Annotated in this window: 24 protein-coding genes; 5 read left to right on the forward strand and 19 right to left on the reverse strand. The window is 54.5% G+C overall.

Going from position 1 to position 26099, the window contains the following annotated elements; genetic code table 11:
- Nucleotides 1-22: 22 nt before the first annotated feature.
- The 7 genes from AC2D8P_RS13990 to AC2D8P_RS14020 all read right to left on the reverse strand — a co-directional run bounded on the left by AC2D8P_RS13990 (nt 23) and on the right by AC2D8P_RS14020 (nt 6406).
- Complete coding sequence (locus AC2D8P_RS13990; RefSeq protein ID WP_484703409.1) at nt 23-1003, reverse strand: zinc-dependent alcohol dehydrogenase; 981 nt, start codon at nt 1001-1003, stop codon at nt 23-25.
- Entirely contained in the window at nt 1000-1761 is a 762-nt protein-coding gene (locus AC2D8P_RS13995; RefSeq protein WP_484703410.1) for an SDR family NAD(P)-dependent oxidoreductase, read from the reverse strand. The genes AC2D8P_RS13990 and AC2D8P_RS13995 overlap by 4 nt, the downstream gene beginning before the upstream one ends.
- Nucleotides 1754-3061 carry a histidinol dehydrogenase gene (gene hisD, locus AC2D8P_RS14000; protein WP_484703411.1) on the reverse strand — a complete coding sequence of 436 codons (1308 nt, stop codon included), beginning with the start codon at nt 3059-3061 and terminating at the stop codon, nt 1754-1756. The genes AC2D8P_RS13995 and hisD overlap by 8 nt, the downstream gene beginning before the upstream one ends.
- A 12-nt stretch (nt 3062-3073) precedes the next feature.
- Nucleotides 3074-4402, reverse strand: coding sequence for a TRAP transporter large permease (locus AC2D8P_RS14005; RefSeq protein WP_484703412.1), 1329 nt, complete (start codon nt 4400-4402; stop codon nt 3074-3076).
- Nucleotides 4403-4416: 14 nt separating this feature from the next.
- The gene (locus AC2D8P_RS14010) at nt 4417-4932 is read right to left on the reverse strand and encodes a TRAP transporter small permease (protein WP_484703413.1); all 516 of its coding nucleotides are present in this window, start codon (nt 4930-4932) and stop codon (nt 4417-4419) included.
- A 117-nt stretch (nt 4933-5049) separates the two neighbouring features.
- The gene (locus AC2D8P_RS14015; protein ID WP_484703414.1) at nt 5050-6198 is read right to left on the reverse strand and encodes a TRAP transporter substrate-binding protein; all 1149 of its coding nucleotides are present in this window, start codon (nt 6196-6198) and stop codon (nt 5050-5052) included.
- A gap of 22 nt (nt 6199-6220) precedes the next feature.
- Nucleotides 6221-6406: a hypothetical protein gene (locus tag AC2D8P_RS14020; RefSeq protein WP_484703415.1), complete on the reverse strand. Its 186-nt coding sequence runs from the start codon at nt 6404-6406 to the stop codon at nt 6221-6223.
- 148 nt (nt 6407-6554) lie between these two features.
- Between AC2D8P_RS14020 and AC2D8P_RS14025 the strand changes: the two genes are divergently transcribed.
- Nucleotides 6555-7586 (forward strand): LacI family DNA-binding transcriptional regulator, encoded by a 1032-nt coding sequence (locus AC2D8P_RS14025; protein ID WP_484703416.1) that lies wholly within the window; start codon nt 6555-6557, stop codon nt 7584-7586.
- Nucleotides 7587-7910: 324 nt separating this feature from the next.
- On the opposite strand, the gene AC2D8P_RS14030 is transcribed toward AC2D8P_RS14025, so the two are convergent.
- The 8 genes from AC2D8P_RS14030 to AC2D8P_RS14065 all read right to left on the reverse strand — a co-directional run bounded on the left by AC2D8P_RS14030 (nt 7911) and on the right by AC2D8P_RS14065 (nt 17147).
- Complete coding sequence (locus AC2D8P_RS14030; protein ID WP_484703417.1) at nt 7911-8942, reverse strand: serine hydrolase domain-containing protein; 1032 nt, start codon at nt 8940-8942, stop codon at nt 7911-7913.
- A 113-nt stretch (nt 8943-9055) separates the two neighbouring features.
- Complete coding sequence (locus AC2D8P_RS14035; RefSeq protein ID WP_484703418.1) at nt 9056-11152, reverse strand: acetate--CoA ligase family protein; 2097 nt, start codon at nt 11150-11152, stop codon at nt 9056-9058.
- Nucleotides 11149-12309 (reverse strand): acyl-CoA dehydrogenase family protein, encoded by a 1161-nt coding sequence (locus AC2D8P_RS14040; RefSeq protein ID WP_484703420.1) that lies wholly within the window; start codon nt 12307-12309, stop codon nt 11149-11151. Before AC2D8P_RS14040 ends, AC2D8P_RS14035 begins: the two co-directional genes overlap by 4 nt.
- Before the next feature lie 30 nt (nt 12310-12339).
- Nucleotides 12340-13137, reverse strand: coding sequence for an ABC transporter permease (locus AC2D8P_RS14045; RefSeq protein WP_484703421.1), 798 nt, complete (start codon nt 13135-13137; stop codon nt 12340-12342).
- Nucleotides 13137-13940 carry an ABC transporter permease gene (locus AC2D8P_RS14050; RefSeq protein ID WP_484703422.1) on the reverse strand — a complete coding sequence of 268 codons (804 nt, stop codon included), beginning with the start codon at nt 13938-13940 and terminating at the stop codon, nt 13137-13139. The genes AC2D8P_RS14045 and AC2D8P_RS14050 overlap by 1 nt, the downstream gene beginning before the upstream one ends.
- A 115-nt stretch (nt 13941-14055) precedes the next feature.
- Entirely contained in the window at nt 14056-15165 is a 1110-nt protein-coding gene (locus AC2D8P_RS14055; protein WP_484703423.1) for an extracellular solute-binding protein, read from the reverse strand.
- Nucleotides 15166-15250: 85 nt separating this feature from the next.
- Nucleotides 15251-16255, reverse strand: coding sequence for an ABC transporter ATP-binding protein (locus AC2D8P_RS14060; RefSeq protein WP_484703424.1), 1005 nt, complete (start codon nt 16253-16255; stop codon nt 15251-15253).
- 1 nt (nt 16256) lies between these two features.
- Nucleotides 16257-17147, reverse strand: a complete 891-nt coding sequence (locus tag AC2D8P_RS14065; protein ID WP_484703426.1) for a beta-keto acid cleavage family enzyme — start codon at nt 17145-17147, stop codon at nt 16257-16259.
- Between the two features lie 133 nt (nt 17148-17280).
- Between AC2D8P_RS14065 and AC2D8P_RS14070 the strand changes: the two genes are divergently transcribed.
- Complete coding sequence (locus AC2D8P_RS14070; RefSeq protein WP_484703427.1) at nt 17281-18351, forward strand: GlxA family transcriptional regulator; 1071 nt, start codon at nt 17281-17283, stop codon at nt 18349-18351.
- A gap of 21 nt (nt 18352-18372) precedes the next feature.
- On the opposite strand, the gene AC2D8P_RS14075 is transcribed toward AC2D8P_RS14070, so the two are convergent.
- The 4 genes from AC2D8P_RS14075 to AC2D8P_RS14090 are packed head-to-tail and all read right to left on the reverse strand — an operon-like array spanning nt 18373 to nt 22717.
- Nucleotides 18373-19323, reverse strand: a complete 951-nt coding sequence (locus tag AC2D8P_RS14075) for a 3-hydroxyacyl-CoA dehydrogenase NAD-binding domain-containing protein (protein WP_484703428.1) — start codon at nt 19321-19323, stop codon at nt 18373-18375.
- Between the two features lies 1 nt (nt 19324).
- Complete coding sequence (locus AC2D8P_RS14080; RefSeq protein ID WP_484703430.1) at nt 19325-20128, reverse strand: carnitinyl-CoA dehydratase; 804 nt, start codon at nt 20126-20128, stop codon at nt 19325-19327.
- Between the two features lie 46 nt (nt 20129-20174).
- Nucleotides 20175-21209: an LLM class flavin-dependent oxidoreductase gene (locus AC2D8P_RS14085; protein ID WP_484703431.1), complete on the reverse strand. Its 1035-nt coding sequence runs from the start codon at nt 21207-21209 to the stop codon at nt 20175-20177.
- Nucleotides 21210-21235: 26 nt separating this feature from the next.
- The gene (locus AC2D8P_RS14090; RefSeq protein ID WP_484703432.1) at nt 21236-22717 is read right to left on the reverse strand and encodes an aldehyde dehydrogenase; all 1482 of its coding nucleotides are present in this window, start codon (nt 22715-22717) and stop codon (nt 21236-21238) included.
- A gap of 141 nt (nt 22718-22858) precedes the next feature.
- Between AC2D8P_RS14090 and AC2D8P_RS14095 the strand changes: the two genes are divergently transcribed.
- Genes AC2D8P_RS14095 through AC2D8P_RS14105 form a run of 3 tightly spaced genes read left to right on the forward strand, consistent with a single transcriptional unit; the run spans nt 22859 to nt 25909 of the window.
- Nucleotides 22859-22990, forward strand: a complete 132-nt coding sequence (locus AC2D8P_RS14095; RefSeq protein WP_484703433.1) for a hypothetical protein — start codon at nt 22859-22861, stop codon at nt 22988-22990.
- Between the two features lies 1 nt (nt 22991).
- A complete protein-coding gene (locus AC2D8P_RS14100) occupies nt 22992-23801 on the forward strand; it encodes an alpha/beta fold hydrolase (RefSeq protein WP_484703434.1) in 810 nt (269 codons plus the stop codon).
- Complete coding sequence (locus tag AC2D8P_RS14105) at nt 23798-25909, forward strand: CoA transferase (protein ID WP_484703435.1); 2112 nt, start codon at nt 23798-23800, stop codon at nt 25907-25909. The genes AC2D8P_RS14100 and AC2D8P_RS14105 overlap by 4 nt, the downstream gene beginning before the upstream one ends.
- Nucleotides 25910-26099 lie beyond the last annotated feature (190 nt).

Raw genomic sequence — 26099 nt, forward strand, 5'->3', positions numbered from 1 at the left:
TCTCCGTTCATTTTTGGGCCGATCAGGCCCAGGGTTCCAATACTATCTTAGGCGACATCACGTCCCCCTGACGCAGGGCCAAAAACGCCTCTGCACCGGCAGAAAGGGGGCGGGTTTCGACCCAGTCCAGCGCCCCCAACCGCCCATCGAAAATCGCCTGTGCCGTGTTCCTGAAATCATCAGCAGTATAGGTGTAGGTGCCGATGAAGGTGATCTCCTGCAGGGTCATCCTGCGAATATCCAGACCGCCGGTATCCTCCCCCAATCCGATATGCAGGATCACCCCGCCAGGACAGACATGGGCAGAGGCGGTTGCGCGTGTCCCCGCAAAGCCCACCGCATCAACCACCAGGTCAAACTGTCCATTGGCTGTATCAATCGTTCTCTGACCGCAACGCTCTGACAGAAATCTTCGGCGAGCTTCGTTGGGTTCGACAATAGCAACCTCCGCCACTCCCATCGCCTGCAAGGCCAAAGCAGCCCCCAATCCAATCGCACCACCACCGATCACCAAAGCACTCGGCGTGACATCCCCGGGCAAGGCTTGCAATCCCAACCGCACCGCATGCCAGCTTACCGCCAAGGGCTCCGCCAGCGCTGCACGCGTCAGCGGAATGTCATCAGGCACCGTCACCAAATTGCGTACTGGTACCGCGACATATTGGGCAAAGGCCCCCTCGCGCGGTGGCATCGAAATGATCTGCCGGGTCGCACACAGGTTTTCCCGCCCTGCCCTGCAAACCGGACATGTGCCACAAGTGACCAAAGGATTGATCGTCACGCGTTCACCTTCGCGCGCGCTCCCTACAATAACACCAGCGGCCTCGTGTCCCAGGATCAGCGGTGCGGGGCGCCGTTCGTCATGCCCCAGATAGGCATGCATATCCGATCCGCAAATCCCAACGGCCTCCACCCGGATCAACTCTTCATCCTCGGCGGGCTGTGGCACAGAGACTTCCTGCAAAGCCAACGTTTCAGGGCCATCGTAAATCAGCGCCTTCATTTCGCTGTGAACCCCCCGTCAACCATCAACACCTGACCAGTGACATAGCCCGAGGCATCCGAGCACAAAAACAGCAAAGGGCCATCCATATCAGACATCCGACCATTGCGACCCATACAGGTTTGCGCGGCGTTGCGTTCCGCACGCCTCGGGTCATCGAACACAGCTTGTGTCAGCTCTGTTGGGAAAAACCCGGGACCGATGGCGTTGGCGGTGATGCCAAACGGTGACCAGGCTTCGGCCATGGCGCGGGTCAACTGGCCAACACCTGCCTTGCTTGCCCCATAAGCGATCCCACCCGGAAAAGCCCGGGTTGTTTGCAGAGAGGCAAAATTCACGATTCTGCCCCAGCCTTTTTCCTTCATCGTTGGTACCAACGCTTGAGTCAGAAAAAACGGGGTTGTCAGGTTCAGGGCGATGGTCTGGTCCCAACCTTCGGGCGTCACCTCATCCGCGGTTTGCCGGGTGTTGATGCCAGCGGCATGAACGACGATATCCGGTGCCCCGAACGGTGCGGAAACGGCCGCGGCCAGCTCCTTGACATCATCGCGATCCGCCACATCCGCCACGACAAAGGCCGCGTTGGTCCCGACCTCTGCCTGCCAATCCATCAATGCAGTATCCCGCCGCGCAACGCCGACCACCTGCGCCCCTGCCGCAACCAGACAGGTCGCCGCATGACGCCCAAGGCCAGAGCTCGCGCCCGTGACGCAAGCAACCCGACCGGTTAGGTCAAACAGTTTACGTGGATCAGCCATCTGCAGTCAGATCAAACTCTTCATCCGGGAAGTATTTTGCCAATCGTACATCAGCGGCGCGTGCATGTCCTTCCATTCCTTCCAGACGGGCAATTCGCGCGGTCGCTTCGGCGACGGGTTTTGATCCTTCGCGGGTGGCGCGCTGCCAGGTGACGATCTTCATGTATTTGTGCACGCTGAGCCCCCCGGTGTAACCGGCAGCCCCCGATGTGGGCAGCACATGGTTGGTGCCTGCGGCCTTGTCGCCATAAGACACGGTGGTTTCCTCGCCCAAAAAGAGCGACCCATAGCAGGTCAGACGTTCCAGCCACCATTCCAGATCCACCGCCTGTACTGTCAGGTGCTCCGGCGCGTAATCATCTGATGTTGCCGCCATTTCCTCGCGATCTGCACATAAGATCACCTCGGCATAATCGCGCCACGCCGCAGCAGCATTTTCGCGGTTCACCTCTGGCAGATCGTCAATCAAAACCGGCACCAGTTCCATCACCGCTTCTGCCAGTGGTCGGTCGTCGGTGACCAGCCACACAGGCGAATTGTACCCATGTTCCGCCTGGCTGACCAAATCCGTCGCCACGATATGTGCGTCCGCCGTGTGATCGGCCAAGATCAGACTGTCTGTCGGCCCCGCGATCATATCGATCCCGACGCGACCAAACAGAATACGCTTGGCTTCGGCCACGAACTGATTGCCGGGGCCCACCAGAATGTTTGCCTTGGGCAGATCAAACAGGCCAAAAGTCATGGCCGCCACACCTTGCACGCCCCCCATCGCCATAATCTTGTCCGCCCCGCAAATATGTGCCGCATAAATGATGGCAGGGGCCACACCCACATCGGGGCGCGGCGGTGAACAGGCTGTGATATGTCGGCATCCTGCCACCTTGGCCGTGGTGACCGTCATAATCGCGCTGGCAATATGGCTATAACGCCCGCCCGGCACATAGCACCCTGCCGCATCCACCGGGATCGCCCTTTGCCCGGCGATCAGCCCGGGCACGACCTCATATTCGAAACTCGCAACCGTTGATTTCTGCTGCTGGGCAAAGCGTTTCACATTGTCATGGGCAAACTGAATGTCCTGCTTAATCTGTTCCGGGACCAAGGCACAGGCGGCCTCGATCTCTTCTGCCGATAAAATGACACTGCCGTCATATTTGTCGAACTTCGCCGCATAACCCAACGCCGCCTGATCACCGCCCGCCTCGATATCGTTCAAGATACTTGTGACGATCTCGTGCACGTCAGACGCATCGGATTTCGATGTCAGCGATGCTTTCTTCAGGTATTCTCTTGCCATTTCCAGCAGGTCCTATTTGTAAATATCAGGCAGTAAAGTGGTTGAAATTGCGGGGATATAGGCGATCAGCAAAACCACCACAAACATGCACAACACAAAGGGCACGGCCCGCGCGGCAATCTTCAATATCGATTCCCCCGTGATCCCCGACACCACGAACAGGTTCAGCCCCAGTGGCGGCGTGATAAACCCAACGCCCAGCGCGGTGATCATCATGATACAGAACTGAATTTCATTCATGCCAATGTTGTCGGCCAATGGCATCAGGATCGGGGCCAGGATCACGATATTTGGCGTGGTTTCCATCACGCAGCCCGCCGCGATCAAAATGCCGATCATCAGCAGGATCAGCAGATATGGATCATCGGTCATCGAGGTCACAGAAGTCACGAAACCTTGCGGCACACCCATAATCGCCAAGGCCTCTGCCAGGGGTGCGGAAAAGGCGATGATTGGCAGGATCACACCGTTTACCTTTGCCGAACTTAGCAGCATTGCCGGGAAATCTGACAGCTTCAGCGTCCCCAGGATAAAGCCCATGGCGATCGTCACAACCACCGCCGTGGCGCCAGCCTCTGTCGGGGTTAAACGGCCAGAGAATATCCCGTAAAAGATAATGCCGGGCACGATGAACGCATACCAACCCGATTTCAGCGAAGCGCCTAAATTGCCAAACCATTCCGACGCCGACATATTGCCGCCGCCCTCATAGGCGTAAATGCGGTTCATAATCAGGTTGGTGATCAGGATGGCCGCCAAAATGGCCAGACCCGGGATCAGGGCGGCTAAAAATAGGGTGGAAGCTGAAATTCCCAGCACTAGGCCGATAATAATATAGGCGATAGAGGGCGGGATCAGGATGCCGGTACAGGCGCCTGCCGCAACCAATGCGCAAGCATAAGGTCGCGGATAGCCGGATTCCACCAGACGGTCGATTGTCATCCGGCCCACGGCGGCAGCACCCGCAGCATCAGAACCTGATATCGCCGCAAACATCCCGCAAACCAGAACCGTGGCTGATCCAAATCCGCCTTTGGCAAAGCAGGTCAACGCCTCTGCCACATCCAGAAATTTTCGACTAAGACCGGTACGGACCAGCACGTCGCCTGTAAGGATAAAGAGCGGGACAGCGGTAAGCGCGAATGCATCAATGCCCGTAAACAGCTTTTCGCCCACAAGGCTAAGCGGCAGGGAACCATCCATCACCAGCATCAGAATGGCGGAAGATCCGATCGCCGCCCAAACCGGCACGGCCAGCGCGATCATCGCGACGAACAAAAGGACAGGCAAGTAGAAGGACCAGCCGAGCTCGACAAGTTGTGCAGCTTGTTGGAATAACATCTTGGTCGTCCCCTTTAATCGAACAGCTTGTCGCCTTCGAAAACGGGTGTCCCGTCTCGAAGCGCGCGTATGTCACGGCGGAAAGATTGCAACAGGCGCCAGACCATCAAGGCGAACCCGGCAGGCACCGCCATCAAAAACCAGACTTTGGAGACACGTAGCCCATCAGTGACCGAACCAAATTTCCAAGAAACGTGTACGGCTTCCCAGGACCAATAGAGCGCGATGATCGCCACGACGAACATGACCAGATCACCCACGATATACAGCACCGTTTTCGCGCGCGGGGGGAGATAGTGCATGATGACATCAATGCGGATATGCGCGCGCTCCTTGGCGGCAGCGGCGGCCCCGATCCATGCCAGATAGATAAATGAATACCGGACAATTTCTTCGCCCCAGATCGACGAATAGGCAAAGACTTCACGCCTCAGAACCTCGATCGCCATTGTGATGACCAACATCACGTAGAAGGTCAAAAGAAGCCAGCGTTCGGCATTCTTATCAATTTTTCTTAGCAGGTCAGGCACGGCCGCCTCCTGGTTGCAGGTGGGAACCGGGCCGGTTGCCCGGCCCCGTTAACTTTTGATGTGGAAATCGATACCGTCGGGATACCGACGCAATACCGACATATTACCGACTGCGATTTAGGCGTCGTGGACGTAGTATTTACCTTGCGTACTTGCTGCTTCTTCCAGCTTGTTGAACGCATCCATGGACCCGGCAAGCTCTACCTTGAACTCATCCCATTCGGACCGCTGATACCCGCCAGCCGCTTGCCATTCGGTCAGTTGATCATCGCTAAGGCTATGGAATTCCACGCCATTTTTGATCAGCTCGGCCATTGCATAGGCACGTGAGGTCGGCACAGTCGCAAGGTTCTGGTGGGCGGTCATTTCAGATCCCCAAACCACACCATCCTGCACACCAGCGGGCAGGCTGTTGAACCATTCCAAATTACAGGAATAAACCTGACTGTCCGGCACAGCCTGAGTGAACGTCACATGGCTGAGAATCTCGCCAAACCCAAACACATGCAAAGCGCCTACAGAAGGATCTAGTGCATCTGCCACACCCTGTTTGATAGCCGAAGGCGTTTCCCCCCAGGCAACCGGGGTCGGGTTAGCACCTACCATGCGGTAGTATTGTTGTAGCATCGCAGAACCCGGCACGCGGAACTTCACGCCCGCCAAATCACCTGGGGTAAGCACGGCACCGGCACCGCCTTTGCGCACCGCCACAACGCGCGGATCGATATTCACATAGAACAGCGCCTTGAAACCAGCGGCTTCGACTTTTGGATGCACTTCAGTTTTCCAATGATCCGAGTTCACCAAATTGGTGAAACGCTGGTTCGACCCACACAGATAAGGCATGTTGATCAAATCAACAGTGGAGGCAAACGGAGCAAAGTTTGACAGCGAATGTTGCGCTGCCTGAATAGTGCCGCCTTGTACCGCCTGAACCAACGCACCACCGGCACCCAGCTGCCCGCCAGGCGCAAGCTGCACGTAGACTTTACCATTGGTCGCGTTTTGGATGTTTTCCTTAAGGTTCAGCTGCATGATCGGATAACTACGAGAGGCTCCAATCACATAGGCTGTTGCGAGGATCAATTTATGCTCCGCAGCCTTTTCGCGCTCGCGTTCTTCATTGGCGGTTTGCGCAGCTGCCTCAGATGACCAAAGCATTCCTCCGGCACCTGCAACCATAGCTGCGGTAAAGCTCCCTCCAGCTGTCAGTTTCAGAAAACTCCGACGCTCCGCCGATTTTAATTCATTACGTTCGTTGTCCAAACCAAGTCCTCCCATTGGACTATCAGCCGCCATTTTTTTCATCACGGTCGGCTTCTTTCTTAAGAATGGCCACGACGAACACTGCCGAAGCCGCAAACAGAACCAACATTTCCCCGACATCGCCCATGAATGGCGCACCAGTCGTTGCGCCGATGAAGACGTTCACCGCAAAAATCAAAAACAGGAGTGTTGAAATAAGCAGGGCCACGGCTTGCATCCTTTTGTCGGAATCGGTCTGTAGTCACAATGTAAACGCTTACATCAGCAAAATGCAAGCGTTTACATTTGCAGTGAATGTAGAACAAAGCCATACTGGCCAACAGCACCATCCAATCGTGACGAATTGAAAGCCTCAATTGCCCGTGAACCGTCCAGCCCCAACGCTCCATGATGTCGCCAGAGAGGCAGGTGTCTCAACCGCGACAGTATCGCGATGCCTCAACATGCCGGACAGAGTGATTGACAGCACGCGCGTGAAGGTGATGACCGCGATTGAAAAGCTTGGATATTCGCCCAATTTCGGCGCCCGCGTGATGGCCGCACGCCGCACCAATACCATCGGCGCAATCATTCCAACGATGGAAAACGCGATATTCGCCCGTGGCCTTCAAGCTTTCCAGGAAGAACTCCGCAGCCACGGATATACCCTTCTGGTCGCCAGTTCGTCCTACCGGCCAGAAATCGAAGAAGAACAAGTCAGAACGCTTGTCGCCAGAGGTGCAGAGGGGCTGCTTCTTATTGGCTATGATCGTGATCCAAGAGTGTATCAATTCCTTGACGCCCAAAACATCCCGTTCTTGATCGCCTGGGCATTTGATGCCTCAACCGATGCGCCTGCGGTGGGGTTTGACAATCAAAAATCCATGCGCGCCTTGGCAACCGAAGTGATTGCAAAAGGTCACAAAAAGATAGGTATAATTTCTGCCGAAACAAAGACCAATGATCGAGCCCGCCTACGGGTCGCAGGAATTCGCCAAGCGGCCTATGCAGCTGGCCTGAATAGCGCCAGCATTCAGGTTGTAGAAACGCAATACGGGATCGAAGCAGGTGCAGCAGCATTGGAAATGCTCTTAGCGCGCGCACCGGAACTCACCGCCATCATGTGCGGCAACGACGTGCTCGCGGTGGGCGCAATCAAGCAAGCTCGGGTAATGGGCCTAGATGTTCCCCGCGACCTTTCCATAACTGGTTTTGATGATATCGAACTGGCCAACGTGGTATCCCCTGCCCTGACCACAGTGCACGTGCCCCATCGTGAAATGGGACGCAAAGCGGCGACGACACTCATCAGCATGATGGACCAACCACATGAAGGTATGAAAATCGAGCTCGAAGCAAAGGTCCGCCTAAGACAATCACTCGCCAAGCCACGTAGAGCAGATCGATGAATACTTTCGGGGGTATTGTCAGTTTGATCAATCGATTCTCAACTGGCAATGGTGAGCTTGACCCTGTGCAAACTCCAAGTTTATGTGACTAAGGACGGATAGATTCTTAGCTAAAATAGGTTCCGCTTTGACTATAGGGTTGTTCAACATTGTGAAGTGACAGTGTGACCCTAACGTAAATTATGATCGCCGAGCGAATGATTTCCGGTCGTGTTCTAAAGCTGCAAAAGAGATTGGGGTTTACCTTTGTCAGACACCAGAACAGCCCTATGGCGATTCAAGATTTCACTAATCTGACAATATTGCCCCTAACACTCCTTCGCCCTATGAAGCAGCTCCCAGGCAGAACGTTTTCAGCGCCGAGGCGACGTTTGCCATATAGGCATCGTCGTACCCGGAGTCGTTTTCCAGAACACTTTGATACGCACAAGAGATGTTGTTCTTGTAATCCACCAGCAGGAACTGGCCACCATAGCCCGCGTGTCCGATAAATTGGCCATCCGTCATGATATGATTTGAATATCTCAACCAATCTTTGGGCTGGCTCATGGGCAATGCGTATCGTGTTAGCGTAGTGTCCAGAAAGTCCCGGTTTGAAAATACTGCCCCATTAACACCAACGCCGCCACGACCGAACAGCAAACCGAACCGCGCCAAATCGCGGGAGCTTAGGCATCCCCCGCCTGAAAAAGCGGGTTTTTGATCAGGTGACAAACTAATGTGAAAGGCATCCTCGTATCCCGCTGCATCAGCAATTTCTTCGATCTCTTTGATAAGAGAATGTGGCGCGACCGCGTCACAAATCAGGGTCAGAACATCTGTGTTGGCTGATTTGTAAAGGATTGCATCCAAATGGGTATCCGGTCGATAGCCTGATATGCTGGCGGTAAAGTTTGAAAGACTGATTTCTTCAACACCGTCTTCAGGCAAGCGCCACCCCAGGGCAATTTCCTCGGCGTAGCAATCCGAAAGCGGGTCATCGTAATCTTCGGAAAAATCATTATCGACCGCCATATCCAGCAGATCCTGTACTGGCGCTGATGCATAGCCCGACCCGATATTGGGCAGGTAATAGCTGACGGGTTTATTCAGGTCCAATAGCCCCTGCACAATCAATCTGCCGACAATCAGATGGATGTGCAGTTTGGTCACGGATTGGATGGAATGGGGTTGATTGACGGAAAAATCCGCGGCGCAACGTTCGTAGATTACGCGATTTCCCTGCACGCAGGTCACTGCAGAAAAGGCAGGATGTTCGACCAGTCGATTTAGTCCGTTCACGTGGTCGCCGGTTGCACATGGCTCATCAACAAGGTCCAGCACATGTCGAGCGCGCACCATATGTGTTCTACGCATCAACCGATGGGCATTGTGAAAACCATGACGTCGGTGGTTGGGTTGGTTCCAACGTTGTTTATTGTCTTCTCCGACATTTAGATCAGGATTGGGATGCGTTTGGAAAATCTCCATCAGCTTTTGACCTTGTGTAACAACGCATCAACGGCGACCACTCCGTCAGTGTAGACAAACAGTGGGTTTACCTCAATTTCCGCCACTGATGCACATTCGGCGAGAAATGCCTGACATAGGCTGTGCAGGCAGTCCGCGATCCGATCCAGATCGGCCTTGTCGCGCCCCCGAAATCCATTCAGCAATTGCCCGACCTTTAAGGCCATGATCGCCTGTTTAATCTCTTCTGGGCGGCACGGTAGCAGCAGCGTTTTTGCGTCCCCGATCAGTTCGACCAAAATGCCGCCGCTGCCCAAAGTCAGGGCGGCACCGAATTGGGCGTCGCGGCGCAATCCGACAATTAACTCAGCCAAGGGTGCTGGAGACATTTTTTCAACCAAAAATCGGTCAGTCACCGCAGCAGGAGAATGGGCGTTCACACTGGCGCGCATGGCTTCGACTGCAGACAGCAATGTGGCATCATCGTTCAATCCCAGCGCAACGGCGCCCGCCTCTGTCTTGTGGGCCAAATCCGGGCTCATCATTTTGAGGGCCACTGGATAGCCAACCTCATGGGCAACAGACAGCACCGCATCGGCCCCGACGCAACGCCCTTGCGGAACTGGTACGCCATTTTCAGCCAACCACAGTTTGCCAACGTCTTCCGTAACTATCTGGACTTCTTGCGGAGAACCGGCAACAGGCAAGGCAGAAGGAAAGGATTGCAAAATGCGCTCTCGGGCCGTGTTCCAATTGACCGCTTGGCTTATGGCATTCAGCGTTTCATGAATGCCTTGCATCGGCGCCACACCCTTGCTGATTAGAAATTGACGCGTTTCTGCATCCATGTTTTCGGGGATCGTCGCGCAAATCGCCGCGGGTAGTCCATGTTCACGTGCCGCGCGTGCGAAGGCGCCAGCATCGCTCTGGTAATACACTTTGGAATCGTCGATGCCGGGTGCAGGGTAATCCTGAACCAATACAGCGCAATCGGCGTTCACCGCCTTCATCGCTTCGGCAAACACTGGGTATGTAATCTCTGGCTGCCCCCAGATCGGTGTGGTGTAGTCCAGCGGATTTGACACGGTGGCGATGTCGGGCAGCAAATCTGATAGTGTATCAAAACTTTCCAATGCCACCTTGGGATAGCTGAGGCCGATTTTTTCACTGTGATCTGCCAGCATCGTGGCGCCGCCACCAGAACACGTAAAACCTGCAACTTTGTTGCCCTTCGGCGCGTCAACCACGCAGAGAAATTTCAACGTTTCCAGCATCTGCGAAGGGTTGGAAACACTGATGACGCCCGTGCGTTCAAACAAAGCCTCATACAGTTCATTTGACCCCGAGAGGGAGCCCGTGTGGCTGATCGTGATGGTTGACCCAATGGTCGAGGTTCCGGTTTTCAGCGCGACAACCGGCGTGTTGTTTTTTAACGCCTTCAGGGCCGCTCTTTCAAAAAGGGAAATGTCGCGCAAGCCCTCGATGTGTAGGCCGATAGCGCGCACGGCAGGATCTTCGCTCAGCACATCAAGATAATCCTCCAGCCCCATAACAGACTGATTTCCTGCGGAAATCATATAGGCCATAGGCAGCGATCGCTGACTCATAGTGATGTCAGATGAAAACATGCCAGATTGCGTGATGATCGCGACGCCATGACCTGGCGACCACCCACCATGTTCAAATGGCCAGAGCGCAGAATTTCCAATGTAATTTATGACGCCATAACAATTTGGGCCGATCAGCGCCATGTCGCCAACTGCTTTGATCAGTTCATTTTCTGCAGCGGCCCCCTCTTGGCCAGCCTCCTTAAACCCTGCGGCATAGCACACAACGCCCCCAGCCCCGATACTGTCCAGTTGCCTGACAGCATCAATCGCCGCGCGGGCCGGAATGGCAAGAAACACCGCATCCGGTACTCCTGGCAGGTCATCCAATGAGGGGTAACATGTCAGACCCGCAAGCGTTTCGCGTTTGGGATTAACGGCCCACATCTCACCTGCAAAGCCGCGACGGCGTGCTTCGTTAATCGCAGTGATTGCATCGCGACCACCGACAAAGGCAATGGAGGCAGGATACAAAAGCCGGTTAAAGTTTTTGCGCCGTTGTGGTGTCATGCACCTAATGGCCTTAGGATCGAGCGCGTGATGATGTGGCGTTGAATTTCACTGGTGCCGTCCCAGATGCGTTCAATCCGGCTGTCACGCCAAAGGCGTTGAATGGGCAGTTCTTCCATCAGGCCCATGCCGCCAAAAATCTGCACAGTATCGTCCGCCACTTTGTTCAGCATTTCAGAGCAGTAGACTTTGACCATCGCCGCATCCCGATCTTCCATGGCACCCGCGTCAGCGCGGCGCACAGCATCTGCCACCAGCAAATCTGCCGTGCGCAATCCGATCGTCATATCGGCGAGCCTAAAACCTGTTGCCTGAAAGCTGCCGATCGGTTTGCCAAATTGCTTGCGGTTCGCCGCCCAATCCGTGGCCAGTTCGATAATCCTCTCTGCTTTGCCACAGCAGGTGGCCCCAACCCAGATGCGACCCATGCCCAGCCATTGACCAGCCAGATCAAATCCCTTGCCCTCTTCACCCAGGACCTGACCGGGCCCAAGGCGCACATCGTCAAAAATCAGCTCATAGGTTTTGTAACCACGGTTCGACACACATTTGTTGCCCTCGCGGAATACTACGCCCGGAAGATCACGATCGACCAGAAAGGCTGTGATCCGTTTGCGATTGCCGCGTGGGGTTTCATCCATGCCTGTCACCGCAAATACAATGGCAAAATCCGCCATAGTCGGGGCCGAGATGAAGTGCTTGGAGCCATTCAATATCCAATCGTCCCCATCGCGCCGCGCATTGGTTTTCATCCCCATGGCATCGGACCCAGCCTCTGGTTCTGTAAGGGCAAAGAGTTCACGCTTTTCACCGGTTACACATGGGTCCCGATATGTCGCAATCTGATCGCCCTCGCAGGCCATCAACAATTCTGTCGGTCGGGCGATCCAAGAGTGCAAGGCGTGGCTGGTGCGGCCAAACTCGCGCTCAACCAATGACGACTGAGTATAGTTCAACCCGCCTCCACCAACACTTTCAGGAAGGTTGCAGGCGAAAAGGCCAAGTTCTTTTGATTTGGCTTCAATATCGCGACCAATCTCTTCGGGTACTTCACCCAGCCGATCGGTGATTTCTTCGTGTGGTATCACCTCTTCGGCGATAAAACTACGTACCGTATTTTGAAGAAGCTCATCTTCATGCGAAATGGTCATATTCATTTCGTCAGCCTCCGCTAAAGCGTTTCTATTTCAGGTGTTTCCTTGGGCTGCACTACGACGCGACAAATAGGCCGAGATCGCGAAAGCCAGAATTGTAATCATGATCAAGACCACCGCCGCGGCGGCGACAGTCGGGTCAGTGTTTTCTCTAATCCCGTTCCACATCCGACGTGGCAGAGTGTAGACGCTGAACTTGGAGATGAAGAGCGTCACGACAATCTCGTCCCAACTGAGGATGAAGGCAAACAACGCCCCGGCAAAAACGCCTGGCTTCACCGATGGCAGGATCACGCGGCGCATCGTGGTCCAGTTGGATGCACCCAAATTTTTTGAGGCCTGCTCCAGTTTGGGATCAAAATTTGCTAATGACGCACTCACTGTGATCAAGACCATTGGGGTTGCCAAAATGGTATGCGCAAGGATTAGACCTATATAGCTGTCAATGATCCCCATCGGAATCCACAGTCGGTAAAATGCCATGGCCGAAATGATCTGCGGGATGATGAGCGGCAGCAGCAGAAAGGCACGCACCACTTCGCTGTATTTTGATGACACACGCCACAGACCAATCGCGCAAAGCGTTCCCAGTGCGGTCGCCAAAAGCGAGGTCGAGATGCCAATCACAGCACTTTGGAAAAAGCTCGACATCCATTCCGGGCTGGTAAACAGTTTTTCAAAATGGCGTAAGGATAGCTCTCCCTTCGGCATTGACAGAAAACGCTTTGGCGTCAGCGACACAGGGATGGCAATCAGCGCCGGTGTCACAAGGAAAAGCAGTAACACCCATGCACCCGCGCGGTTGAACCGTGAGAAAAATCCGCCCTTCATCACGAACTCCCCCCAAACACAGTGCTGAGCTTCATAAACCGCGACATGATATAGAGCATTGCCAATACACCAAACAGCATCAGCCCCGCGAGCATCGCCGCCGTTCCCCATTTCAGGGTGACGAGCAACTGCACCGAAATGTATTCCGCAATCATCAGCACTTTACCGCCTCCCAGCACCGCCGGAGTAACGTAAAACCCAAGACTGAGGATAAAAATCAGGAGCGCAGACGCGACAACGCCAGGCATCGTAAGCGGCAGATACACGCGCCAGAAAGTTTGTGATCCAGTAGCGCCCAAATTGCGCGAGGCATCCATGACCCGCATATCGAGCGACTGCATGTTCACCAACAGCGGCAGCACAGCGTAGGGGATCATATAGTGGATCATACCGATCAACACGCCCAACTCATTGCGCATAAAGGCAATAGGCTCTGCAATCACGCCCATACCTTCCAAAGCATTGTTGACGAGGCCACGGTGCCCCAGCAGCATCAGCCACGCGAAGGTCCGCACCAGGATGGATATCCAGAAGGACACCAACAACAGTGTCAGCATGTAATTCTTTTGCTTTTGATGACAGTGCACCATCGCATAGGCAATTGAGTACCCCAAAAACACGCTCCCAACTGTGGTGATCAGGCAAATTCGAATGGTCGTCCACAAGATGCGGAACAACGAGTCGCTTTCGAAAAGCTTTTGATAGTTGCCCATGCCGGGCTCGGGATCAGTAACGCTGAGCCAGAGGATATTCAGGATCGGCCCCAGATACAGGGCCATAACCAGCAACAGGAAAGGCGCCACAAGGGCCCACCCGGGATGAATATGTCGTCTGAGCGCAAGCATGATGGCACGGATCCACGGTTGGAATATTCATGCGTCTGCCCAGCAAGATTTTACCGGGCAGACCAATAATCGATCAGCTGATCGCTTCGAGGAAGGCGTTAACAGCATCTCCGCCATTTTGACCCCACCAAGTCGGATCATTGAAGGCCACACCATCGATATTCATCGCTGACGTGATCGCATAAGGCTGCTGGCTCTCTGGAATCTGGGCAAATGCCGCAGGGTTCGAAGGCGTCATTCCCAAACAATCCAACAGTTCCAACTGCGCACCTGGATCTTGCGCCTGCGCAATGAATTTCATGATCTCTTCACGACCGGCAGGGTTTCCTTTGGGCACGATATAGGCCCCAGGCATGGCAAGTGCCTGGTTCATCACCAACTTGTAACGTCCGTCCGTGTCAAACTCGATGTTCTTGCCGCGGTTTTGCCAGACCATACCCATGCTGACCTCACCATTCACGACCATCGAATGCGCCTCGGAACCAGAGCCCCAGTAAAGGCTGTCATCCTTCATACCTTTGATTTTGTTTAGTGCGCGGTCCATATCCAGCGGATACAACTCATCCTTGGAAACGCCGTCCGCCATCAAGGCTGCTTCGAGTGAGCCGTTCGCCCATTTGTAAAGCGAACGTTTGCCGGGGAATTTCTCGGTATCAAAGAAATCTGCCCAGCTGTTTGGCGGATTGTCGCCATACGCCTCGGTGTCATAGACAAAGGCATAGCCGTACAAGATGATCGATACGCCATGCTCCAGCGCGTAGTTCGGCAATGTCTTATCTTTGCTGACGACGCTGTAATCGATGGCTTCCAAATGACCTGACGGCCCAAGCGCCACTGCATCAAACAGGTCCGCATCGCACACATCGGCGGTCACATTGCCACTGTCGACCATCTCTCGGATTTTGCCTTGCAGAGGACCGGACGTGTCAAAGCGCAAAGGCAGACCGCCTGCTTCTGCGTGTGGCTTACCGATCGCGTTGCCATGGCATTCTTCCGACTGGCCACCCCAGTTCCACATCACGATGTAATCCGCCGCTGCTTCTGCACCACCTGGAAAGCTTGCAGCCGAGGCAAAGCCCGTCATCGCACAAAGCGTCAGGAATGTCCTGCGGCCCATTTTACCGTCCTTAAAGGCCTGAGCCCCCTCGATCAGTGTTTCACGCATGAACTGCTTATCTTGCATAGTCAGTCTCCTTGTTGGTTGCCGGTTCTTCGGCTTTTAATGAGCGGCGTCATTTGTTTGACGCTCTGTTGGTCGTATTTTCTGGTCAGCTGTTGAGCTTCACAGCCGCACCTTTTTCCCAGTAGAGATCGGCCTTGTGGCCCTCTTCCAAGGGTTCCTGATTTCGCCAGGAATCAATGTCCACTTCAAGTTCTTCACCATCTGCAGACAAAAACATTATCCGCTTCATCGAGCCAAAATAGGTGACTGATTGGATTGTACCAGTCAGACGGGGTTCACCCGTACCAGTGCCCGCCGCGACAATATCAATCTTTTCGGGACGCAGCGCGTAAACACCGTCAGCCCGGCGCAGAAAATTACTTTTGCCTAGAAACCCAGCAGCAAATTCATTGGCAGGTTTTTCGTAAAGTTCGTCCGGCGTGCCAACCTGCTCAATAGCACCATCGCGCATAATGACGATGCGGTCCGACATCGACAACGCCTCTTCCTGATCGTGTGTCACGTAGATAAACGTAGTGCCAACACGCTTGTGAATGTCTTTCAACTGGTCCTGCACCTCAACCCGCAGCTTTTTATCAAGCGCACCTAAAGGTTCGTCCAAGAGCAAAACCGGGGGTTCAAAACACAGGGCGCGCGCCAAGGCGACACGCTGCTGCTGACCACCCGAGAGCTGTTTGGGTTTACGGTCAGCAAATTCGGTGAGCTGTACGAGATCAAGCATTTCATCGACTTTTGCACGGATCTCGTCGAGGGGCCGTTTGCGAACACTCAGTGCATAACCGATGTTTTCTCGCACTGTCATGTGCGGAAACAGGGCGTAGCCCTGAAACACCATGCCGAAATTGCGTTTTTCCGCTGGCACGCCTGAAATCGACGTACCATCCAGGGCGATATCACCGGATGTAATGTCCAGAAATCCTGCAATCATCATCAACAGGGTTGTCTTGCCCGATCCCGATGGTCCGAGCAGGGTCAAAAACTCCCCACGCTGAATTTCAAGGTCAATTCCGTTAACGGCACAGAACGAGCCAAAATACTTTGATACGTCCCGGACCTGCAGACTGCCTTTATCGCTGTTCGCTTCGAACATATCAGCTCTCCGCGCCTCGCAGTTTCAGCTTGTTTCGGGCCTCCTGAGGGGTGACGGCCCGCCCGCCCATACGTTCGATAATTTCAATGACCCGGGTCACCAATTGGCCGTTGGTGGCCAGAACGCCACGATCAAGAAACAGGTTATCTTCAAGACCGACACGGACATTCCCGCCCATCGCCACGGCGGCGGCGGCCATAGGCATCTGCATGCGTGAAATACCGAACCCAGCCCAGCTTGCGTCGTGCGGCAGGTGGTCTTTCATAACTTTCATCGTGTCGACGCTTTGGTCTGCCCCCCACGGGATCCCAAGACAGATTTGAAACATCGGCGGATCGGCGATCAGGCCCTCTTTGATCATCTGACGCGCAAAGCGAATATGGCCCAGCTCGAACACTTCTAGTTCCGGCTTCACGCCCCACTCGCGCACTTTTTCGGCCATGTGGCGCAATGTGGGTGGTGTTGAGATATAGATGTTATCTCCATCACCAAAGTTCAGCGTGCCGCAGTCCAACGAACAGATGTCGGGGCGGCATTCTTCGATGTGAATCAGCCGCTCTTCTGCACTGATCATATCAGTCCCCGGTCCAGGCATCGCTGGATTGTCGGCGTCCTGTATCCAATCACCACCCATGCCTGCTGTCAGGTTGATAACCACATCGGTGCCGCTGTCACGGACGCGGTCGACCACCTCTTTAAACAGTTTGGGGTCGCGGGAACCTTGCCCGGTCTCTGGGTCGCGAACATGAATATGTGCGACAGCAGCGCCTGCCTTGGCCGCCTCTATCGCGGCGTCGGCTACTTCTTTCGGGGTCACTGGTACATGTGGACTCCGCCCAGAGGTGTCCCCGGCTCCCGTGACCGCACATGTCACAACAACATCGTAATTCATGAGGCGCGTTTCCTTTTTCTTTCTTCCATTGTGATCAACGGAGGGACAAAATAATTGTCGTATATTCGCCTCATTTTTGATATTTGTGGCGAAATATTGCACCATTCGATTGGTTTTCAGGAGCTTCAAATACGTGGAATTAAATTTGGAAATCTCTGGTGCACGCGGACAGACTCACGCTGTTTTCGTAGTCGTCCCCCGATTCAATCTGGGCACTCTGGTCAACATGATTGAAACCATGCGAATTGCAAATTACCTCTCGTCGCAAAAATCGTTTTCATGGGAGGTCGTGTCGTTCGATGGGGCGTCTGTTGTGACCAGCAGCGGGATCCCCATCACCGCAGCGACCGAGATCGAAAAAATCCCGACGGCGGATTATGTCTTCGTTCTGGCCAGCTGGGGGGCTGAACACTACCAAAACAGAAACCTTATCTCATGGCTCCGCCGCCGCGCCCGACAAGGGGAAACGATCTGCTCCATTGAGCTTGGTTGCTATCCTGTTGCTCGGGCCGGTCTGCTGGAAGGAAAAGAGGCCACAACTCACTGGTCTTGGATGAACGGATTTTTGGAGACCTTTGACAGTATCGACGTCAAGGAGCAGGTCTTTACCGTAAACAACCGCGTCATGACATGCGCCGGTGGCACGGCTGTGATTGATCTGATGTTACATATCATTGAAAACCTACACGGTGTTGGATTCTCGGGCGAAATCGCTGATCAGATGATGGTGCATTCAATCCGCGAAAAAGAGACTCCGCAGCGGCGAACAATGGGTCATGGGACGGCTGCGATGCCACCCGTTATCCGCGAAGCAATTGCCCTGATCGAACGAAACATCGAAGACCCGATTAGAGTACCAGAAATTGCAGCGGCACTCGGGATCTCTCAACGCCAGCTGGAACGTACATTCAAGAAACAGATCGGCTGCACCGTGGTTCAGTTCGGCCTGTTGCTGCGTCTACAACGCGCACGACTTTTGCTGATCTCAACTGATCTAAGCGTAAGAGAAATTGCAACCGCCTCCGGGTTCAACACCCTATCGCATTTTGCCTATTCGTTTGGAAAATTCTTTGATCGGCGCCCATCTGAATACCGCGAAGCATGGCCGCAAGATGAAGCGGCCCCAAGCTGGCCTGGCACATTGTCAGAGTTTCTGGTGTCATTGCAGATGAAGCAACGAAACCGAGAACGCTCTGCCGGTTAGGTGCCGGCAGAGGTCACAGGGTCATCCCTCGCCGCGCGACGTTCTGAGCGCGTTCAGTAGCGCCACAATCTCTTTGTCGCGTTGCGCCGCCATGTCCGAGAAATGTTTTTCTCCCGCGATCTCGTTGCAGCCATCAACCATCCGGTCGCGCAACTCTTGCGTCAGTTCCGGTGCCTCCAGCCGTGTCCAGGGTAACTTTAACGCAGGGCCGAACTGATCCAGATTGGTGGCCATGCCACCTTCGCCACAGGCCACGTGAAAGGCCATACATTGCCCTTGGGCCATCATCCGCGGCGCCGGGCCGTTCATCAGGGCGATGTCAATATCGTCAGGCGTGGCCTCGCCATTGGCAACCATGTGCAGTGCTTCGCGCCATAACGCCTCTTGCAAACGTGTCGCCACGAAGCCGGGGATTTCCTTCTTCATCAATAAGGGTGCTTTGCCCGCGATCCGGTAGAATTCTCCGGCCCATTGAACGGCCTCGGGGGCGGTGTTGTCACCCCCAACAATTTCGACCAGCGGTAAAAGATAGGGGGGATTAAACGGATGACCGATCACCGTCCGTTCAGGAGTTGCGCATTTCGCCTGAATGTCACTCATCATCAGGCCAGAGGTTGACGACCCAATCACCACATCCGTTGGCACGACATCACCCAGCCTGCGATACAACTCTTGTTTCATTTCAAGATTTTCGGGTGAGCTTTCCTGAATAAAGTCGGCACCTTCCACTGCCTTTTCGATATCCGTTTCAATCGTGAGCCGGTCCAGAGAGGCGCCTTCGGCCAGGCCCAGCGCCGTCAGGCTGATCCAGGCCGTATCCAGAATGGTGCGAAAGGCAGTGATTTCGTCTTTGCTGTGCAGATAGGCGGTGACGTCGTAGCCACGCGCCAGAAAATGCGCGGTCCATCCGCCTCCGATCGGTCCGCCACCAATACTGGCAACACGGTGCACGGCTTTGGGATCTCTGAACATACTATTTGCCCTTAAACTTCGGTTCCCGCTTTTCGACAAACGCGGCGACACCCTCTGCCGCATCATCTGACTTCAGCATTTTACGGTATACGGGCATCGGATCATTTCGCATTTTGTGAAACGCATGTTCCAGGGGAACGCATTCAATGGTGCGTTGCACTTCTTTGACGCTCTGCATGGCCAACGGGGCAGACCATGCCAGCGACGCTGCCCATTCGCGTGCCGTCTCCATCAACTTGTCCTTTGGAACCACCTTGTTGACCAACCCGTAATGCGCAGCTTCTGCCGCAGGCATCCTGCGTCCCAGATAGAACATCTCCATCGCGATATTGTGCGGAATGCGACGCGGTAGACGTTGAAGTGCGCCAGCATCTGGCACGATGCCCAAGGGCATCTCTGGCAGACCAAATTCTACGTGATCTGCTGCGATCAGCAGATCACAGGCCAAAGCCATTTCAAAACCACCGCCGATGGCAAGCCCATTGATCGCCGCAATTACGGGTTTATTCAGGAACCAGTTTTCGGTCAGGCCGGTAAACCCGCCATCACCGTAGTCATCAGATTCCCACCAGTTATCAAGCTGCATTTCCCCCGCATTCAGCGCCTTGAGGTCCCAACCTGCTGAAAAGATTTTGTCCCCACCGCAGGTGAGGATGGCAACTCGAAGCTCTGGATCGTCATGCAATTCCTTGAAGGCCGCGGCGAGGGCCTGAGATGTGGCGACATCAATTGCATTGACCTTTGGACGGTCCAAAGTGATCTCTAAGACATGTCCATCGCGCCGGGTTGTGACACCTTCTGTCATGGTAATTTCCTGTTCTGCCGTTGTTACGTGCGTTTCTGATCCGACCTTAAGAAAAGGCAGGTATGACCTTGTCACAGAATAATTCGAGAGAGCGTTTCTGTTCTTTGTGACCCAATCCCAGGCTGGCGTAGTAGATGAAGCTATCAACACCGATCGCCTGATATTTTTTTAGTTTTTCGATGACCACGTCCGGGGTGCCGAACATCAGATTTTCGGTCATCATGTTGGCTTCGTATTCGGCCCGGTTTTCCAAGCTTTCCAGCGGAATTTCTTTGGCAAAGCCGTTCTCCACGTCACCCAGGTTTTTGTAGTAATTTTCGAATTGGCCAAGTTGCACACGAGCCGCTGCCAGCGGCACGGCCACGTCTTCGGGTTTGTCGTAAAGTGCGGTATGGCGCATCATCGCAATATGAGGGCGCTTACAGCCGGGATTGTTATCCACCGCCTCTTGCAGCCGTTCCATGTAAAGTTCGGCCTCGCTCATCGGGCGGGTAAAGGGCCAGGATTGGATATTGCAACCATTTTTCACCGCATAGTCAAAGGTGATCGGTGCCCGGGCTGCAACCCAGACAGGAACTTCTTTTTGCACAGGTTTGGGCACTGATGTTGACTTCGGATAGGACCAATATTCGCCGTTCAACTCGTGATCTCCAGCCCAAAGCGCGCGCACGGCTGGCAGCATTTCCTGCATGTAGCGCCATGCATCAGACTGTTTCAGGCCCGGGTGCATGCGGTCAAATTCTCGCTGATAAGCGCCCGATCCGATGCCAAATTCAAGGCGGCCATCGGTCAACAAATCGGTCATCGCCGCCTCCCCCGCCAGACGTATCGGTGACCAGTAAGGTGCCACTGCAACCGCCGTTCCCAATCGGATTTTGCTAGTATGCTCCCCCCACCAGGTCAGCAGCTGAAATGGGTTCGGGGCAATCGTCATTTCCATGGCATGGTGCTCAGCCGCCCAGACGATATCAAAACCGCCCTGCTCGGCCATCTTTACCATGTCAAGAGTGTGATCACGGACCACCTTCATATCAAGGCTTGGGTCCATACGCTCCATGTTGACTGCGAGTTGGAACTTCATTGGTGGTACTCCGTAATTTGCTGAAATCAGCGCATGACAAATGGATTGGCCATCGGTTCATCCGATGTGTTCATCCAGACCGTTTTTGGTCTGGTATAGTCGTAGATCGCTTGGAACCCGGCTTCGCGCCCATAGCCAGAGCCTTTGTTGCCACCAAACTCTGCCATAGGTGACACCATGCGGTAGGTATTGACCCACACAATGCCAGCCCGCACCGCGCTCGACATACGCAAAGACCGCGCGCTGTTTTGCGTGAATATCCCGGCAGCAAGCCCATGCTCGCTGTCATTGGCCAGCTTCAGAACCTCTTCTTCGGTTTTGAACCGCTGTGCGCTCAGCACCGGCCCAAACAGTTCCGTATCAACAATCCGCATATTCTGACGTGGGCATTCGATGATGGTGGGTTCATAGAACAATCCGCCCAGCCCGTCGGGCTGTTTGCCACCCACCAGAACTTTACCGCCTTCTTCCTGCGCAAAAGCCACTTCTTTTTTGATGTGATCCAGTTGGCCTTGCGTACACAGCGGCCCCATCTGCGTTTCTTCCGCCAAAGGATCGCCAATCACGATATTGCGTGCCAATTCTGTCATGCGTTCCAGAAACTCGTCGGCAATATCTTCGTGCAAATACAGCCGGGAACCGGCGACACAGCTTTGCCCCGTTGCCCCGAATATCCCGGCGATCGAAGCGTTGACCGCACTTTCGATGTTGGCGTCATCAAAAACGATGAATGGGGATTTTCCACCTAGCTCCAACGAGACCTCTGCAAAGTTCTGTTTGGAATTTTCAAGCACCAGTCGCGCTGCGTTGGGGCCACCGGTGAAGGAAATTCGCGCGACCAAAGGATGGCTGGTCAACACTTTGCCGCACGGATCACCATGCCCCGACACAATGTTAACCACACCTGGCGGAAACCCTGCCTCTTCAATCAACGCGCCAAACTCCAGCATCGCTGCAGAGGCATGTTCAGAGGCCTTCAAAACCACAGTGTTGCCAGCCGCCAGTGCCGGGCCGATCTTGACCGCCACCAGGAACAATTGCGAATTCCACGGCACGACTGCCGCCACCACGCCCAACGGTTCGCGTTTCGTAAACACAAACATGTCCGGTTTATCGATGGGTAGTGTTTCACCGCTGACCTTATCGGCGCAGCCTGCATAGAAATGGAAATACTCGGCGATGTATTTTGCCTGCCAACGGGTTTCCTTGAACATCTTGCCGCTGTCGATGGATTCGGTGCGCCCCAGATCCTCTGATTTTTCCGCCAGCAAATCCGCCAGCCTGCGCAGGCAGCGGCCACGTTCCGTCGGCGTCATTGACGCCCAGGGGCCATCATCAAAGGCACGATATGCGGCCCTGACAGCACGATCCACATCTTCGGCGGTCGCCTCTGGGACCCGGCTCCAAACCTGACCGGTTGCGGGATTGATGCTGTCAAACGTTGCGCCATCCGATGCGCTGACCCATTCGCCGTCGATCAGCATTTTGTAGGTTTGAATGTCGCTCATCTGGTCGCTCCTTTTCGTCCCATGATTCTCATTCTCACGGGTTCAATTTGCTTAACATGCGTAAATTCGCCGTATTGTGTCGAATTTTGGTAACGAAGCGCCCTGAAACGGCGTCTAACCTTTCCACAAGGAGGCGACGAAATGGCGAACACAAAACATATCATCAGCGTTGTGTTGGAAATCGGAGGTCAGCTTTTACCCCTGCCACCAGCATTTGAGACGGTCGATTTTGGATCAATTTTCACCCGACGCTCAGCAGAGGTAACCGGATAAGATGTCGTCGTTTGCGCCTGATGGCACCGCTTATGAGGTTTGCGGCCCGGAAGAAGCCCCCGTTGTGGTTCTGATTCACGGGCTGGGATTAAACCGTGCTTGCTGGCAGTGGACGACGCCAGCAATTCGCGACAAGTTTCGCGTCTTGAGCTATGATCTCTTTGGGCATGGCCAAAGTGCCGCGCCAACTGAACCCCCGTCCCTAAAGATGTTTGCCCGCCAGCTGTCAGAATTGCTGGATCATTTGGGATTCTCAGCTGCGTCCATTGTGGGATTTTCCCTGGGCGGCATGATTGCGCGCAGATTTGCACAAGATTGGCCTGTCAGGACAACGTCACTGGCGATCCTTCATTCACCGCATCAACGCACACCCCAAGCACAAACCGCAATATTGAAACGCGTCGAGATGTCCTGCGAACACGGGCCCGCGTCAACTGTCGAGGCCGCATTAGAGCGTTGGTTCACTGAACCTTTCCGTCTGGCCAATCCGGAAATGATGGATCTGGTGAGGGGATGGGTCATCGCAAACACGGTTGAGGTCTACCACACGATCTATCGGGTTTTGGCCGATGGGATCGATGAAATAACTGCCCCAGATCCGGCTATTTCCTGCCCTGCACTGGTCATCACCGGGGATGAAGATTTTGGCAACGGCCCAGAGATGACCCAAGCAATCGCTGCGGAAATCGACGGTGCAGAGGCGCTGATCTTACCGGGTCTTAGGCATATGGCACTGGCAGAAGACCCCGCAGCGGTGAACACACCTTTGCGCCGCTTTCTGGATACGCACACCCAAGGAAACGCGACATGAGCACCCAGATTCTAAAAGGATTGCGGGTACTGGACCTGAGCCGCATGTTGTCCGGCCCATATTGCACCATGATGCTTGCCGATCACGGCGCCGAGGTCATCAAGATCGAGGGCAAAAGTGGCGATACCAGCCGTAACAACGGCCCCTACCGGGACGACGATCCCAACCACAACTGGGCCGGTTATTTTGTGAGCCTCAATCGCAACAAGAAAAGCGTACAACTGGATCTAAAATGCGATGCCGGCAAAGACGCATTTCGCAAACTGGCCGCCACCGCGGATGTCATTGTCGAGAACTTTCGCCCCGGCGTGATGGAACGATTGGACCTGTCTTATGAATCGCTGACCGAGGCCAATCCTGCCCTTGTTTATGCGGCAATTCGTGGATTTGGCGATCCGCGAACCGGCGATAGCCCCTACGCGAAATGGCCGTCTTACGATGTGGTCGCTCAGGCCATGGGCGGATTGATGGCCGTAACTGGCCCAAACGCGGACACCCCGACCAAAGTTGGTCCCGGCATTGGGGATGTTTTTGCGGGGATGATGATGTCCTTTGGAGTGATGGCAGCTTTGCGCGAGGCTGAGGCCACAGGCAAAGGCCAGTTTCTGGACGTCGCCATGTATGACGCGATGATTTCGCTTTGCGAACGTGCCGTCTATCTGCATGACATGACCGGGGAAATTCCCAAGCCCGAGGGCAATGGCCACCCTCTGTTGGCCCCATTCGGTTTGTTTCCAACCCTCGACGGATCGGTGGCTCTGGGCATCGTAGATGATGTGTTCTGGCAGGTATTGACCGCTGCCATGGGTGCTTCGGAACTTGGCACAGACCCGCGTTACGCGACCCGTTTGGCCCGTTCCGGAAATGCAGAAGATGTGAACCGCATGGTCGGGGAATGGACAGCATCCCAGACCAAGGCACAGCTGACAGAAACCTTGGGTGGCAAAGTGCCGTTTGGCCCCTTGAACACGATTGAAGATATCTTTCACGACCCACACGTGGCCGCCCGGAATATGTTGGCAAAGGTGCCTCATCCCGATCCCACCCACGCCCCTTGGACCGTCGCCGCAAACCCGTTGAGATTTGGTGGGCACCCGGTCACGGAGTTTAACTCCCCCCCGCGCCTCGGGGAACACACGAAAACCTGTCTTGAGGACGCCACGCGGGCACCAATAAGCGACGCGGAAAAACGATCCTTGCGGGACGCCTTCGGAACATTTGCCACCGGTGTGACCGTGGTGACAACCCGACAAAAGGACGGCACGCCGCGGGGCTTCACGGCCAATTCATTTACCTCGGTATCGCTGGATCCACCGCTGTTGTTGGTATGCATCGCCAAATCGGCATATAGCTGCGATACATTTGCCCAGGCTGATCATTTCGCGGTCAATATCCTGAGCGAAGACCAAAAGGCCGTCTCTGGCCTATTTGCATCACGCGCGCCCGACAAATTTGAACAGGCGGACTGGCACCCAGCATTTGCCGACATGCCCGTACTGGACGGCTCTTTAGGCAGTTTTGTCTGTGAACGTCACAAACTTGTCGATGCTGGTGATCATCTGATCCTGATTGGAAAGGTCAGAGAACACAGCAAGAAAGACAGCCAGCCTTTGGGGTATTACCAGGGCTCATACTTCTCAATCGGTCTAGAGGAGCCTTTGGTCAATGCCGCCGTTGCCGGGGGAAAAGTGACGATTGGTGCCGTCATGGAGAGAGATCAGAAAATCCTCCTGCAAGAGCGTGCAGAAGGCGGGTATTGCGTACCGCATTCCGCCGATAGCGACAGCAGCCTTGATCAATTGACTGACATACTCAGAAGTAAGGGGCTTTCGCCGCGGCTTGACCATCTTTATGCCATCTACCGCGACAGCGAGACCGGGAAGCACGGGATTTACTACCACGGCACGGTTTTCGGTGAAGCCCCTGAAAACATGAAGTATTTCACGCTTTCAAATTTGCCCCTTGATGACATTCGCAATGCGGCGGAACGCAGCATGCTGAGCCGATACCGCGATGAATACAAACATGGCAGCTTTGGCATCTACCAAGGTGATGAGGCCTCAGGGCTGGTTCATCAAGTTGCCGGACTGCACCACTCAAAACACTAACCTGGGATAGGACCACGCCATGCTGCCAGAACTGAGAAAAGTTGTGACCTTTGACGAAGATATCTTGTCTAGCCCCTTGTTTCAGTACCAGTGATTTGCGGTTTGTCTAAAAGGGTTTCTGGGACTGGTGGGCGCATGTTCAGAGCATGATGTGGTCTGATCTGGTTGTATTGTCTGAGCCACGTATTGA

Source organism: Roseovarius sp. YIN77 (genome assembly GCF_057219155.1).